Source organism: Xanthomonas sp. NCPPB 1132 (assembly GCF_056629235.1).
The window spans coordinates 2,548,727-2,563,692 of the sequence record NZ_CM152819.1 but is presented as its reverse complement, the minus strand read 5'-3'; the positions used below and the strand labels follow the sequence as shown (position 1 = coordinate 2,563,692).

12 protein-coding genes are annotated in these 14,966 nt (G+C 67.6%); all 12 read left to right on the top strand.

All coding sequences use genetic code 11. The annotated features are described in order from the left end of the window. The first annotated feature begins 3 nt into the window (after positions 1 to 3). The 12 genes from AC1G9L_RS10845 (at position 4) to fliD (ending at position 14,896) form a co-directional block, all read left to right on the top strand. Complete coding sequence (locus AC1G9L_RS10845; RefSeq protein WP_010341755.1) at positions 4 to 681, top strand: flagellar hook capping FlgD N-terminal domain-containing protein; 678 nt, start codon at positions 4 to 6, stop codon at positions 679 to 681. Between the two features lie 30 nt (positions 682 to 711). Further along, positions 712 to 1,935, top strand: coding sequence for a flagellar hook protein FlgE (flgE, locus tag AC1G9L_RS10840; RefSeq protein WP_010341756.1), 1,224 nt, complete (start codon positions 712 to 714; stop codon positions 1,933 to 1,935). Positions 1,936 to 2,041: 106 nt separating this feature from the next. After that, a complete protein-coding gene (locus tag AC1G9L_RS10835) occupies positions 2,042 to 2,797 on the top strand; it encodes a flagellar basal body rod protein FlgF (protein WP_010341757.1) in 756 nt (251 codons plus the stop codon). 102 nt (positions 2,798 to 2,899) lie between these two features. Then, positions 2,900 to 3,685: a flagellar basal-body rod protein FlgG gene (gene flgG / locus AC1G9L_RS10830; protein WP_019800423.1), complete on the top strand. Its 786-nt coding sequence runs from the start codon at positions 2,900 to 2,902 to the stop codon at positions 3,683 to 3,685. Between the two features lie 23 nt (positions 3,686 to 3,708). Further along, positions 3,709 to 4,410: a flagellar basal body L-ring protein FlgH gene (gene flgH, locus AC1G9L_RS10825; RefSeq protein ID WP_010341760.1), complete on the top strand. Its 702-nt coding sequence runs from the start codon at positions 3,709 to 3,711 to the stop codon at positions 4,408 to 4,410. A gap of 8 nt (positions 4,411 to 4,418) precedes the next feature. Beyond that, on the top strand, positions 4,419 to 5,537 hold the full coding sequence (locus tag AC1G9L_RS10820; RefSeq protein WP_010341762.1) for a flagellar basal body P-ring protein FlgI: 1,119 nt from the start codon (positions 4,419 to 4,421) through the stop codon (positions 5,535 to 5,537). A 1-nt stretch (position 5,538) separates the two neighbouring features. Then, entirely contained in the window at positions 5,539 to 6,747 is a 1,209-nt protein-coding gene (flgJ, locus tag AC1G9L_RS10815; protein WP_481069008.1) for a flagellar assembly peptidoglycan hydrolase FlgJ, read from the top strand. Positions 6,748 to 6,758: 11 nt separating this feature from the next. Beyond that, positions 6,759 to 8,633, top strand: coding sequence for a flagellar hook-associated protein FlgK (flgK, locus tag AC1G9L_RS10810; protein ID WP_019801203.1), 1,875 nt, complete (start codon positions 6,759 to 6,761; stop codon positions 8,631 to 8,633). Continuing rightward, positions 8,630 to 9,835 carry a flagellar hook-associated protein FlgL gene (gene flgL / locus AC1G9L_RS10805; protein ID WP_019801204.1) on the top strand — a complete coding sequence of 402 codons (1,206 nt, stop codon included), beginning with the start codon at positions 8,630 to 8,632 and terminating at the stop codon, positions 9,833 to 9,835. The genes flgK and flgL overlap by 4 nt, the downstream gene beginning before the upstream one ends. A 335-nt stretch (positions 9,836 to 10,170) precedes the next feature. Next, positions 10,171 to 11,358, top strand: coding sequence for a flagellin (locus AC1G9L_RS10800; protein ID WP_481069006.1), 1,188 nt, complete (start codon positions 10,171 to 10,173; stop codon positions 11,356 to 11,358). An 828-nt stretch (positions 11,359 to 12,186) separates the two neighbouring features. Next, a complete protein-coding gene (locus tag AC1G9L_RS10795; RefSeq protein ID WP_371182205.1) occupies positions 12,187 to 13,374 on the top strand; it encodes a flagellin in 1,188 nt (395 codons plus the stop codon). A 199-nt stretch (positions 13,375 to 13,573) separates the two neighbouring features. Next, entirely contained in the window at positions 13,574 to 14,896 is a 1,323-nt protein-coding gene (fliD, locus tag AC1G9L_RS10790) for a flagellar filament capping protein FliD (protein WP_019801746.1), read from the top strand. Positions 14,897 to 14,966: the final 70 nt, after the last annotated feature.

Sequence of the window (14,966 nt, the reverse complement as noted above, 5' to 3'; positions counted from 1 at the left end):
TCCATGACCAGCGTCACCAGCTCCACCGACACCACCTATTCCAGTCTGGGCCTGAGCGCCTCGAGCAACACCAGCACCACCAGCGGCAAGGCGCTGCAGCAGGCCGACTTCCTCAAGCTGATGACCGAGCAGCTGCAGCACCAGGATCCGCTCAAGCCGATGGACAACAGCCAGATGGTCGCGCAGATGGCGCAGCTGTCCACCGTGCAGGGCATCGGCGACCTCAACAAGACCGTCACCGCGCTGTCCTCGTCGATGAGCACCGACCAGGTGCTGCGCGGCGCCAACCTGATCGGGCACAAGGTGCTGGTGCCGTCGGCGACGCTGCCGCTGGCCGCCGAGGGCAGCACCGGCGGCCTGGTCGCGGCCAAGGCCGCCGGCGTGGTCGACGTCACCGTCAGCGATGCCAACGGCCAGCCGATCAAGAAGATCAGCCTTACCGCCGACAAGGCCGGCCAGCTCGACTTCGCCTGGGACGGCACCGACGCCAGCGGCAAGCGCATGCCGGCCGGCAGCTACAGCATCACCGCTGGGCAGACCGATGCCCAGGGCAACCAGTTGTCCCTGTCCACCTACGTCCAGGCACCGGTCGAGAGCGCCATCATCGGATCGGACGGCATCTATCTCGACCTGACCGGGCTCGGCACCACGCCGCTGACCAACGTCCTCCGCGTCAGCTAATCCCGCGCCGACCATCCACAGGAGTCCACCATGGGTTTCAACACATCGCTGTCCGGCCTCAGGGCGGCCAATACCGACCTCAACGTCACCGCCAACAACATCGCCAACGCCAACACCACCGGCTTCAAGGGCTCGCGCGCCGAGTTCGCCGACCAGTTCACGCTCAACGGCTACGGCCTGGCGCGCAACGCGGTGGGTTCGGGCGTGCGCGTCAGCAACGTCGCCCAGCAGTTCTCGCAGGGCACCATCGATCCGACCGGGCGCAGCCTGGACCTGGCCATCTCCGGCTCCGGCTTCTTCACCCTGTCCAACAACGGCGCCCGCGTGTATTCGCGCGCCGGCAACTTCCAGACCGACGCCAACGGCTATGTGGTCAATCCGCAGGGCGCGCGGCTGCAGGTGTTCCCGCCGGCGAGTAACGGCAACGGCTTCGCCGCCGGCACCCTGACCGACCTGCAGCTGCTGACCACCGACAGCCCGCCCAAGCAGACCAGCACGGTCAACCTGACCTTCACCCTGCCCGGCAACACCCAGCCGCCGACGGTGACCACGTTCGATCCGAACGACGCCAACAGCTACAACAACTCCAGCGGCGGCACCACGGTCTACGACTCGCTGGGCGTGGCCCACGTGCAGACCTCGTACTTCGTCAAGACCTCCACGCCGAACCAGTGGACCGTCTACAACTACGTCGACGGCGTCGCTGCGGGCGGTGCCAGCACGCTGCAGTTCTCCGACAGCGGCGCGCTGGTCAGCCCGGCCGACGGCAAGATCGCGCTGGGCACCTTCACGCCCTCCACCGGCGCCGGCACCCTGTCGCTGAACCTGAACGTGTTCGGGTCGACCCAGTACGGCGAAACCTTCGCCCTGCGTGGCGCGACCCAGGACGGCTACGCCAGCGGCAAGCTCAACTCGATCAGCATCGACGAAAAGGGCATCGTCTACGCGCGCTACTCCAACAATGCCGACAAGGCGCTGGGCCAGATCGCGGTGACCAACTTCGTCAATCCGCAGGGCCTGAGTTCGCTCGGCGACAACGCCTGGGCGGAAAGCTCGGCCTCGGGCATCGCCCGCACCGGTTCGCCGGCGACCTCGGACTTCGGCAGCGTGCAGTCCGGCGCACTGGAATCGTCCACCGTCGACCTGACCGAGCAGCTGGTCAACATGATCGTGGCCCAGCGCAACTTCCAGGCGAACTCGCAGGTGATCTCGACCCAGGATCAGGTCACGCAGACGATCATCAATATGCGTTGACGACCACCGGGAATCGGGAATGGGGAAACGGGAATCGTAAACGCGGTTCCCGCCACCGACCTCCCGCTTTCCCCCATTCACGATTCCCCATTCCCGGTTCCCTCCAATGGACAAAGCCCTCTACGTCGCCATGACCGGCGCCCGCGCGTCGCTGCAGGCGCAGGCCACCGTGTCGCACAACCTGGCCAACGTCGAGACCTCCGGGTTCAAGGCGGCGCTGGCCAATACCGAGGCGTATCGGATTCCCGGCGCCGGTTATCCGTCGCGGATCGATGCGCTGCATATCGACCAGGGGTTCAACCGCGATGTCGGCGCGCAGCACCAGACCGGCAATCCGCTGGACTTGTCGCTGGACGCCGACCGCTGGCTGGCGGTGCAGTCCGCCGACGGCAAGGAGGCGTACACGCGCGGCGGCGAATTGGCGCTGACCCCGAACGGCCAGCTGGTCACCGCCAGCGGCCATGCAGTGCTCGACGACCAGGGCAATCCGGTGTCGATCCCGCCGCACCAGTCGCTGGAGATCGGCAACGACGGCACGGTGTCGATCGTGCCGCTGGGCGAAGCGCCCACCGCGATGAGCACCGTCGCCACCTTGAAGGTGGTGCAGGCGCCGGCGGACCAGCTCACCCGCCGGCCCGACGGCCTGATGCGCAACGTCAGCGACGATCCGGCCAAGGCCTTTGCGCCGGCCACCGGCAATTCGCTGCGGACCGGCGTGCTCGAGGGCAGCAACGTCGATGCCGCCGGCGCGCTGGTGCAGATGATCCAGTTGCAGCGCCAGTTCGAAATGCAGGTCAAGGTCATCAAGAACGGCGACGAGAACGCGCAGTCGGCCAACACGCTGCTGCGTCTGAACGGCTAAGACGGGCCTCGGCGCCAGCGGCGCCGGTTTGGCACGGCACATGCTTCACTCCCTGCGCCCCCGGCGCGTCGTGCCGGGGCCACCATCAGAGGAACTCGGGTCATGAATCAGGCTTTGTGGGTCGCCAAGACCGGACTGGATGCGCAGCAGACGCGCATGTCGGTCGTCTCCAACAACCTGGCCAACACCAACACCACCGGTTTCAAGCGCGACCGCGCCAACTTCGAGGACCTGCTGTACCAACAGCTGCGGCAGCCCGGCGGCGCCAGTTCCTCGCAGACGCAGCTGCCCTCGGGCCTGCAGGTGGGTACCGGCGTGCGCGTGGTCGCCACCGCCAAGGATTTCGAGCAGGGCAGCCAGCAGCAGACCGACCGCGCCCTGGACGTGATGGTCAACGGCCGCGGCTTCTTCGAAGTGCAGATGCCGGACGGCACCTCGGCCTACACCCGCGACGGCAGCTTCCAGATCGATGCGCAGGGCCAATTGGTCACCAACAGCGGCTACCCGATCCAGCCGGGCATCCAGATCCCGGAAGGCGCGCAGTCGGTGACCATCGGCTCCGACGGCACGGTGAGCGTGCAGGTCGCCGGCACCGCCGCGGCGCTGCAGGTCGGCTCGCTGACCCTGACCGACTTCATCAATCCCTCCGGCCTGCAGGCCCAGGGCCAGAACCTGTACGTGGAAACCGCCGCCTCCGGCCCGGCCACCAACGGCACGCCCGGCCTCAACGGCCTCGGCAAGATCGCGCAGGGCGCGCTGGAAGGCAGCAACGTCAATGTGGTGGAAGAGCTGGTGAGCATGATCGAGACCCAGCGCGCCTACGAGATGAACGCCAAGGCCATCTCCACCACCGACTCGATGCTCGGCTATCTGAACAACAACGTCTGATCCCCTCGCCTCCGGAATCCGCCATGTCGCGCCTGTCCTCTCTTTCCTTCTCCGCCGCGCTGCTGCTGCCGGTCCTGCTCGGCGGTTGCGCCGGCCTGGGCGTGGCCGCCGGCGACGTGCGCCCGTACGCGCCGATGGCGCCGATCACGCCGGTGATGGCCCCGCAGGCCCAGCCCACCGCCGGTGCGATCTACGCCGCCGGCCCCGGCCTGCAGCTGTACTCGGACCGCCGCGCCCGCGACGTCGGCGACCTGCTGACCATCACCCTGGTCGAAAGCACCAACGCCAGCAGCACCGCCAACACCAGCATCAGCAAGAAGGATGCGGTGACCATGGCCACGCCGACCCTGCTCGGCGCGCCGCTGACCGTCAACGGCACCAACATCCTCAACAACGCCACCAGCGGCGACCGCAGCTTCGCCGGCAAGGGCAACACCGCGCAGAGCAACACCATGCAGGGCAGCATCACCGTGACCGTGATGCAGCGCCTGCCCAACGGCAACCTGGTGATCCAGGGCCAGAAGAACCTGCGGCTGAACCAGGGCGACGAACTGGTGCAGGTGCAAGGCGTGGTCCGCGCCGCCGACATCGCCCCGGACAACACCATTCCCTCCAGCAAGGTGGCCGAGGCGCGCATCGCCTACGGCGGCCGCGGCGCGGTCGCGCAGTCCAACGCGATGGGCTGGCTGAGCCGCTTCTTCAACTCGCGCATCTCGCCGTACTGAGGCCCGCCATGAACGTCCTGTCCCTGCCCTGCCGCCTGCTCGCCGCCGTCGCCCTGTGCGCCGGCCTGGCCGCCCCGGCCGCAGCCGAACGCATCAAGGACCTGGCCCAGGTCGGCGGCGTGCGCAACAACGCGCTGGTCGGCTACGGCCTGGTGGTCGGCCTGGACGGCAGCGGCGACCGCACCAGCCAGGCGCCCTTCACCGTGCAGAGCCTGAAGAACATGCTCGGCGAGCTGGGCGTCAACGTGCCGTCCAACGTCAACCCGCAGCTGAAGAACGTGGCCGCGGTGGCGATCAGCGCGCAGTTGCCGGCGTTCGCCAAGCCGGGCCAGACCATCGACATCACCGTCTCCTCGATCGGCAACGCCATTTCGCTGCGCGGCGGCACCCTGCTGATGGCGCCATTGAAGGGCGCCGACGGCCAGGTCTATGCGGTCGCCCAGGGCAACCTGGTGGTCGGCGGCTTCGGTGCGCAGGGCAAGGACGGTTCGCGGATCTCGGTGAACGTGCCCAGCGTCGGCCTGATTCCCAATGGCGCGACGGTGGAACGGGCGCTGCCGGACGTGTTCGGCAACACCGGCGAGATCACCCTGAACCTGCACCAGCCCGATTTCACCACCGTCTCGCGCATGGTCTCGGCGCTGGAGAGCACCTTCGGCCCCGGCAGCGCGCATGCGGTAGACGGCTCCACCGTGGCGGTACGCTCGCCCACCGACCAGAGCGCGCGCATCGGCCTGCTGGCACGCATCGAGAACGTCGAGCTGTCGCCGGGCGCGGCGCCGGCCAAGGTGGTGGTCAACGCACGCACCGGCACGGTGGTGATCGGCTCACAGGTGCGGGTCAGCCCGGCCGCGATCTCGCACGGCTCGCTGACGGTGACCATCAGCGAAGGCACCCAGGTCAGCCAGCCCAATGCACTGAGCGGCGGCCAGACCGTGGCCACGCCCAAGTCCACCATCACCGCCACCAACGAAGGCAGCCGCATGTTCAAGTTCGAGGGCGGCACCTCGCTGGATCAGATCGTGCGGGCAGTCAACGAGGTCGGCGCCGCGCCTGGCGACCTGATCGCGATTCTGGAAGCGCTCAAGCAGGCCGGTGCCCTGAGCGCGGAGCTGGAGGTGATCTGACATGCGTATCTCGGCCGCTCCCTTCGACCTGCACGCCTCTACCCAGAACGATCCGGCCAAGATCGACAAGGTCTCGCGCCAGCTCGAAGGGCAGTTCGCCAACATGCTGGTCAAGAGCATGCGCGAGGCCAGCTTCGGCAATTCGCTGTTCCCGGGCGAGAACCAGACCTTCCGCGACATGTACGACCAGCAGCTGGCCAAGGGCCTGACCGACGGCAAGGGGCTGGGCCTGCGGGCGATGATCGCCAAACAGCTCGGCGGCGGGCAGACGAGCGAGACCGGCACGCCGAACACCGCGCTGGACGCCGCCAAGGCGGCCAAGGCCTACTCGCTGGTGTCCGGCCAGTCGAGCAATGGCCCGATGCCGCTGCAGGGCGAGGCCGCGCTCGCCAGCGGTGCCGCGGCCGGCGCCGGCGTCGGCCCATGGAGCGGCACCGACGCGACCGCCTCCCCGCAGCAGCAGGTGCTGGACATGATCGCCGGCCGCGAGAGCAGCGCCATGCACCAGGCCATCGGCAGCAGCCCGGCCGACGGTAGCGCCGGCCTGTCCTGGGCCGGTGCCGACGACCGCTGGTCGAACGTGCAGGCGTCCGCCGACAGCAGCACCGCCATCGATCCCAGCGCCGCCGCGGCCGCCAACGCCGCCGCGGCCAGCCTCGGCGAGCGCACCCCGGAAGGCTTCGTCGCCAAGATCTGGAACCATGCGCAGAAGGCCGCGCAGGAACTGGGCGTGGACGCGCGCGCCCTGGTCGCGCAGGCCGCGCTGGAAACCGGCTGGGGCCGCCGCGGCATCTCCCGCGGCGACGGCGCCAGTTCCAACAACCTGTTCGGGATCAAGGCCACCGGCTGGGACGGCGATCGCGTGACCACCGGCACCCACGAGTACGTGGACGGGGTCAAGCAGTCGCAGACCGCCGATTTCCGTGCCTATTCCTCGCCGGCGGAGAGCTTCGCCGACTACGTGCGTCTGCTGAAGACCAATCCGCGCTACCAGCAGGCGCTGAAGGCCGGCACCGACATCCGCGGCTTCGCCCAGGGCCTGCAGCACGCCGGCTACGCCACCGACCCGGCCTACGCGGCCAAGATCGCCGCCATCGCCGGCGGCCCGACCATCGGTCGCGCGGTCGCCGCGATCGGCAGTGCCGCCGCCGGCGGCATCGAGCGCGTGCTGGCCAGCACCGTCGATTCGTCCGGCCTCGTGCGCCGTTGAGGTAGCCGCCCATGTCCATCCTCTCCACCGGTACCGGCGCCCTGCTCGCCTTCCAGCGGGCCCTGTCCACGGTCAGCCACAACGTCGCCAACATCAACACCGACGGCTACAGCCGGCAGCGGACGACGTTCGCGACCACGGTTCCCAGCCAGTACGGCAGCGAGTTCATCGGCAACGGCACCCAGATCACCGACGTCTCCCGCGTCGCCGACCAGCTGGCGATCTCGCGCCTGTTCGACAGCACCGGCGAAGTCGCCCGGCTGAAGCAGCTCTCCAGCATGTCCAGCCGGGTCGACGGCCTGTTCTCGGACAAGGCCACCAGCATCGCCGGGCAGTGGTCGAACTTCTTCGACGCCACCAGCGGCCTGTCCTCCGACGCCTCGGCCAGCGCCAACCGGCAGAACCTGCTGGACGCCGGCAGCTCGCTGGTGACCCGCTTCAAGCAGCTCAACGGCCAGCTCGACTCGCTCGGCAGCGAGGTCAACAACGGCCTGCTGGCCGGCACCGCCGAAGCCAACCGCCTGGCCACCGAGATCGCCAAGCTCAACGGCCAGATCGGCTCGAATGCGAACGCCGCCGCACCCGACCTGCTCGACCGCCGCGACCAGATGATCAGCCAGCTGATCGGCTACACCGGCGGCAGCGTCATCCAGCAGGACGGCGGGATGATGAACGTCTACACCTCCGGCGGCCAGGCGATGGTGGTCGGTACCAATGCCTCGACCCTGGTCACCAGTCCCGATCCGTACCAGCCGGAAAAACTACAGATCGCGCTGAAGACGCCCGGCGGCTCGACGCCGCTCGACAGCAAGGCGCTGAGCGGGCAGATCGGCGGCTTCCTGGAGTTCCGCAGCACCGTCCTGGATCCGACCAAGGCCGAACTCGGCCGCATCGCCACCGGCCTGGCCAGCAGCTACAACGCGCAGCACCACGCCGGCATGGACCTGTACGGGCAGATGGGCGGCGACTTCTTCAATCTGCCGCCGCCGACCGTGGTCGGCAACAGCGCCAACACCGGCACGGCCGCCTTCACCGCCAGCGTCAGCGACCTGAGCAAGCTCGACGGGCAGAACCTGCTGCTGACCTACAACGGCACCAGTTGGAACGCCAGCCGCGCCGACACCGGCGCCAGCGTCGCCATGACCGGTTCCGGCACCAGCGCCGACCCGTTCGTGGTCAACGGCGTGACCCTGCAGGTGTCCGGCACCGCCGCCAGCGGCGACAAGTTCCTGCTGCAGCCCACCGCCAATGCCATCAACAAGCTGTCCGTGGCCATCACCGACCCCTCGCGCATCGCCGCGGCCACGCCGATCCAGGCCAGCGCCACGCTGAGCAACCTGGGCACCGGCAAGGTCAGCAACGTCGCCGCGACCGACGCCAGCAACGCCAACCTGCTGACGCCGGCGAACATCGCCTTCATCGATTCCACCCACTACTCGATCAACGGCGGCGCGCCGCAGACCTACACCGCCGGGCAGACCATCAGCGCCAACGGCTGGAGCCTGACCATGGACGGCGTCCCGTCCGCCGGCGACAGCTTCGCGGTGGGCCCGACCGGGGTCGGCTCGAGCAACAACGGCAACGCCCTGCTGATGTCCAACCTGGACGATGCCAAGGCCTTCAACGGCGGCACCATCACCCTCAACGGCGCGGTGGCCGGCCTGACCACCACGGTCGGCTCGGCGGCGCGCCAGGCCAAGTACGCGGCCGACGCGCAGGACGTGATCCAGAGCAGCGCCCAGGACGCGCGCGACTCGCTGTCCGGCGTCAACCTCGACGAGGAAGCGGCGGACATGCTGCGGCTGCAGCAGGCCTACCAGGCGGCCTCGCGCCTGATCTCCACCGCCGACACCCTGTTCCAGTCCATCCTGAGCGCGGTCCGATGAGCAATCGCATCTCCAGCGGCATGATCTTCAATCAGTCGCTCAACACCATGCTCGGCAAGCAGGCGACGATCTCGCACCTGCGGCAGCAGCTCTCCACCGGCCAGCGCATCGTCAGCGCGGCCGACGACCCGGTCGCGGCCGGCACCGCGGTCAGCCTGGATCGCACGGTGGCCGCCCTGGCGCGCTTCGGCGACAACGCCACCAACGTGCAGAACCGGCTCAACCTGCAGGAGAACTCGCTGTCGCAGGCCGGTGACCTGATGGCGCGGGTCAAGGATCTGACGGTGGAAGCCAATAGTTCGGCGCTGACCACCCCCGACCGCAAGGCCATCGCCGCGGAACTGAAGACCCTGCACGACAGCCTGCTGAGCCTGTCCAACAGCACCGACGGCGCAGGCCGCTACCTGTTCGGCGGCACCGCCGACGACTCCGCCCCGTTCGCCGTGGTCTCCGGCAACGTGGTCTACAGCGGCAACCAGACACAGCGCAGCGTGGAGATCGCGCCGGATACCAAGGTCTCCGACACCCTGCCCGGCAGCGAGATCTTCATGCGCGTGCCCACCGGCGACGGCACCGTCGACGCGCATGCGGCCGCCGGCAACACGGGCACCGGCCTGCTGCTGGACTTCAGCCGCGACAGCTCCGGCAGCGCCTGGAACGGCGGCAGCTACAGCGTGGTGTTCACTGCCGCCACCACCTACGAGGTGCGCGACAGCAGCGGCGCGGTGGTCAACACCGGCACCTACGCCGCCGGAGAGAGCATCGGCCTGCCCGGGCTGAAGATGCGCGTGGACGGCGCGCCCGCCGCCGGCGACAGCTTCCAGATCGGCCCATCGACCACCAAGGACGTGTTCTCCACCATCAGCAACCTGGTCAACCTGCTCAATACCGATCCGATCACCCCGACGGCCAAGGCGGCGCTGCAGAACGGCCTGCAATCGTCGATGCGCGACATCACCCAGGCCTCGTCGAAGATGATCGACGCGCGCGCCGCCGGCGGCGCCCAGCTCGCGGCCATCGACAACGCCACCGACCTGCGCGAAGCCAACAACGTGACCCTGAAGACCACCCTGTCCTCGCTGCGCGACCTCGACTACGCCCAGGCGATTTCCCAGTACCAGTTGGAACAGTCGGCGCTGAAAGCGGCACAGACCATCTTCACCCAGATGCAGAAGATGTCGCTGTTCGACCGGCTCGGCTAAACAGGCGATATACCGGATATACCAAAAGGCCCGGAGCGCGGCGACGCCTCCGGGCCTTTTCCGTTATACAAAAGACCGCCATCGCCGCTGGCTAAGTAGACAACGCGCAGGCAGCCCTAAAGTTTGTCGAAGTGCGGCCGAGAAAGGCTCACCGCGGTGTTTCCAGGTGTTTTGCGCATCGCCGGAACGGCAAATTTTCTGCAGTAAATCGCTAAAGGTTGCGCGCCTGTCGCCGTTACTTATATCACCAGCCGCACTGGCCAAATTGATGGCCCCCTGCGGAGACTCCAGGCACCAACCGGTTGCCGGACAAATCGCTTAGAGGAGATATCAAAATGGCACAGGTCATCAATACCAACGTAATGTCGCTGAACGCTCAGCGCAACCTCAACACCACCAGCACCAGCCTGGCCACGACGATCCAGCGCCTGTCCTCGGGCCTGCGCATCAACAGCGCCAAGGACGACGCCGCCGGCCTGGCGATCTCCGAGCGCTTCACCACCCAGATCCGTGGTCTGGACGTGGCCTCGCGCAACGCCAACGACGGCATCTCGCTGGCGCAGACCGCCGAAGGCGCGATGGTCGAAATCGGCAACAACCTGCAGCGTATCCGCGAACTGGCCGTGCAGTCGGCCAATGCGACCAACTCCAGCACCGACCGCGGCGCGCTGAACTCGGAAGTCAAGCAGCTGGCCTCGGAAATCGACCGCGTCTCCAGCCAGACCAACTTCAACGGCACCAAGCTGCTGGACGGCTCGTTCTCCGGCGCCCTGTTCCAGGTCGGCGCCGACGCTGGCCAGACCATCGGCATCAACAGCATCGTCAACGCCAGCGCCGCCTCGCTGGGCAAGGCCGGCTTCGCCGCCACCCAGACCGGCTCGGCCGCCCTGGCCTCCGGTACCGCCACCGCCAGCGGCAGCTTCTCCGGTATGGTCGTCAACGGCGTCACCATCGCCTCGGTCTCGGTGGCCGTCGGCGACGTCGGCAGCGACATCTCCAAGAAGATCGCCTCGGCGATCAACGACAAGCTGGCCCAGACCGGCGTGTACGCCTCGGTCGACAGCACCAGCGGCGCGCTGAAGCTGGAATCGGTCAAGGGCGGCCAGGACTTCTCCTTTACGGCGGGCTCGGCCACCGGCGCCACCGGCATCACCTTCAGCAACGCCGGCATCGCCGCCAGCGCCGCTGCCACCGCCGGCACCACCAACTACCTGGCCGACGTGGACATCTCCACCTTCCAGGGCGCGCAGAAGGCGCTGAGCATCATCGACAACGCGCTGACCTCGGTGAACTCCTCGCGCGCCGACATGGGTGCGATCCAGAATCGCTTCACCTCCACCATCGCCAACCTGAGCTCCACCTCGGAGAACCTGTCGGCCTCGCGCAGCCGCATCCGCGATACCGACTACGCCAAGGAAACCGCCGAGCTGACCCGCACGCAGATCCTGCAGCAGGCCGGCACCGCGATGCTGGCCCAGGCCAAGCAGGCCCCGCAGAGCGTGCTGAGCCTGCTCCAGGGCTAAGCGTCGCCAGCCGCATCGCACCACCGAGGCCCCTCCGCAAGGAGGGGCCTTTTTTGTTCCCTGTTCCCGCCACGGGCCGTCGCATCTCGGAGGAAGCGCCATCTCCGCGCGTTGCCGGTCCTCGACGCCGAAGGCCAGAGCTGCGCTGCCTTGTAGAGCGGCGGCCAGCAGACGGCGTGGTCATGCTACCCGCGATGATCCCGGTGCATGCGACCCGTTGTGCGGGATCGACGGGAAACGGCCACGGCCACCGACCGCCGGACTGTCGCGCGCCCCTTGAGCAATGGATTGGATGGCGGTCAGCGTCGGCGATGACCGTGGCGGCGCTCCAAGACCGCCTGTCATGTGTCGTCAGCGCAGCACACGACCTGACAGCGCGCCGACATTGCCCACATCGCCGGACGACCGACACTCCTTCTACTTCATCGCCAAGGATGGCGGGAAGGCGATCGGAGAGGGAGAGGGAGAGATGGCCAAGCCGTCGCGTCGCGATGCGCTGCGTACCGGCAGGTCAAGCGTTCGCGTCGTCGACGCGACACACCATCGAGAGCATCGAGCACATCGCTCCCTGCACGATTCGGGCCGCCCTTTCTCCGACTTGGGCATGAAGCCTAAAGTTTGACAGAGCGCGGCCGAAACAAGCCTTTCGCCGCGTTTTTGGTGTCACGCAAATCGCCCAAACGCCAAATTTTCGGCAGTAAATCCCTAAAGGTTGCGCACCGGCTGCCGTTACTTATACCAGCAGCGGCAATGGCCAATTGATGGCCCCCTGCGGAGGCTCCAGGCACCAACGGGTTGCCGGACAAATCGCTTAGAGGAGATATCAAAATGGCACAGGTAATCAATACCAACGTAATGTCGCTGAACGCTCAGCGCAACCTCAATACCACCAGCGCCAGCCTGGCGACGACGATCCAGCGTCTGTCCTCGGGCCTGCGCATCAACAGCGCCAAGGACGACGCCGCCGGCCTGGCGATCTCCGAGCGCTTCACCACCCAGATCCGTGGTCTGGACGTGGCTTCGCGCAACGCCAACGACGGCATCTCGCTGGCGCAGACCGCCGAAGGCGCGATGGTCGAAATCGGCAACAACCTGCAGCGTATCCGCGAACTGGCAGTGCAGTCGGCCAACGCCACCAACTCCAGCACCGACCGCGGCGCGCTGAATTCGGAAGTCAAGCAGCTGGCCTCGGAAATCGACCGCGTCTCCAGCCAGACCAACTTCAACGGCACCAAGCTGCTGGACGGCTCGTTCTCCGGCGCCCTGTTCCAGGTCGGCGCCGACGCTGGCCAGACCATCGGCATCAACAGCATCGTCAACGCCAGCGCCGCCTCGCTGGGCAAGGCCGGCTTCGCCGCCACCCAGACCGGCTCGGCCGCACTGGCCTCCGGCACCGCCACCGCCAGCGGCAGCTTCTCCGGCATGGTCGTCAACGGCGTCACCATCGCCTCGGTCTCGGTGGCCGTCGGCGACGCCGGCAGCGACATCTCCAAGAAGATCGCCTCGGCGATCAACGACAAGCTGGCCCAGACCGGCGTGTACGCCTCGGTCGACAGCACCAGCGGCGCGCTGAAGCTGGAATCGGTCAAGGGCGGCCAGGACTTCTCGTTCACCGCGGGCAGCGCCACCGGTGCCACTGGCGTCACCTTCAGCAACGCCGGCATCGCCGCCAGCGCCGCTGCCACCGCCGGCACCACCAACTACCTGGCCGACGTGGACATCTCCACCTTCCAGGGCGCGCAGAAGGCGCTGAGCATCATCGACAACGCGCTGACCTCGGTGAACTCCTCGCGTGCCGACATGGGTGCGATCCAGAACCGCTTCACTTCCACCATCGCCAACCTGAGCTCCACCTCGGAGAACCTGTCGGCCTCGCGCAGCCGCATCCGCGATACCGACTACGCCAAGGAAACCGCCGAGCTGACCCGCACGCAGATCCTGCAGCAGGCCGGCACCGCCATGCTCGCCCAGGCCAAGCAGGCCCCGCAGAGCGTGCTGAGCCTGCTCCAGGGCTAAGCGCCAACGCAACGCAAGCGCCACCAGACCCCTCCGCAAGGAGGGGTCTTTTTTTTGACGCGGGCGGAAGCGGCACAGGATTTGCATCGCATTGCGGGCCGCAGCGACGCGCGGGCGGCGCTCAAGAAGCGGGCCCGCGCGCCGATACTCCCCTCAGCCGCTGGCGCGTCGCGCGCCCGCCACCTCAAGGAACGCGATCATGTCCACCACGTCGATCGGCTCAGGCCTGGACATCCCCACCTTCGTCGCCAAACTGGTGGCGAAGGAACGCCAGCCGCAGGAAGACCGGATCAACCGCGACGGCACCGCGTCCAGCGCGCAGTTGTCGGCCCTGAGCACGATCAAGAGCGCGTTGTCCAACCTGCAGACGGCCATGAGCACGGTCTCCGACAGCGCCGACAGCGGTGCCTACAAGTCGAGCGTGGACGATGGCGCCGGCTACACCGCCACTGTGACCTCCAGCGCCAGCGCCGGCAAGTACGGCATCGAAGTTGTGAAGCTGGCGCAGTCGCAGAAGCTGACCTCGTCGGGCTACGCCAGCGGCGCCGTGGTCGGCAGCGGCACCCTGACCATCGCTTACGGCAGCACCACGCTCAACGTCAACATCGATACGGGCAGCAAGCTCAGCGACGTGGCCGCCTTCATCAACAAGGCCGCCAACGGCGCCGGCGTCACCGCCAGCGTGGTCAGCGCCGACGATGGCGACCATCTCGTCCTCAACGCGGTGGACTCGGGCACCAAGGGCGCCCTGACCATCACCGCCTCCGGGGGCGACGGCGGCCTGGCCAACCTCACCTACCCTGCCGGCAGCAGCGGCGGCCTGACCCAGACCATCGCCGCCGACGACGCGGTGGTGAAGGTGGACGGCTTCACGCGCACCTCCAGCAGCAACACCATCGCCGACCTGGTGCCTGGCGTGGCCATCAACCTCACCAAGGCCGTTGCCGGCACCACCTTCAATCTCAACATCACCAACGACAACACCCCGCTGAAGGCCAACCTGACCGCCCTGGTCAGCGCCTACAACTCCGCCAACAGCGTGCTCAAGTCGTCCAGCGCCTACGACGCCACCAACAAGAAGGCCTCGCCGATGACTGGCGATGCCATGGTGCGAGGCCTGCAGCAGTCGCTGCGACGGCTGGTCAGCGACAACGTCAGCGGGCTGATGGCGCTGGGTGTCACCATCGACAAGAATGGGGTGATGAGCCTGGACAGCAGCAAGTTCGACACCGCCGTGGCCACCGATCCGTCGGCCGCCAAGACCATGCTCGGCAGCGCCGGCAGCTTCGGCGCCGGGATGACCACGCTGCTGAAGAGCAACCTGGACAGCACCAGCGGCACGCTGACCCAGCGGACCGATGCGCTCAACAAGCACATCTCCGACCTGACCGACCAGCTCAGCGATCTGGACGCGCGCATGCAGACACTGACCGACCAGTACACCGCCCGCTTCACGGCGATGGAAACGCTGGTGACGCAGATGCAGACAACGAGCGACAACTTGACCAAGCAGTTCAGCTGACGCACGCGTGGTCGCGGCTCAAGTCGAAGCGCGTCGCGGCCGATATAAAGAGTATCGACAGTCATTGTGG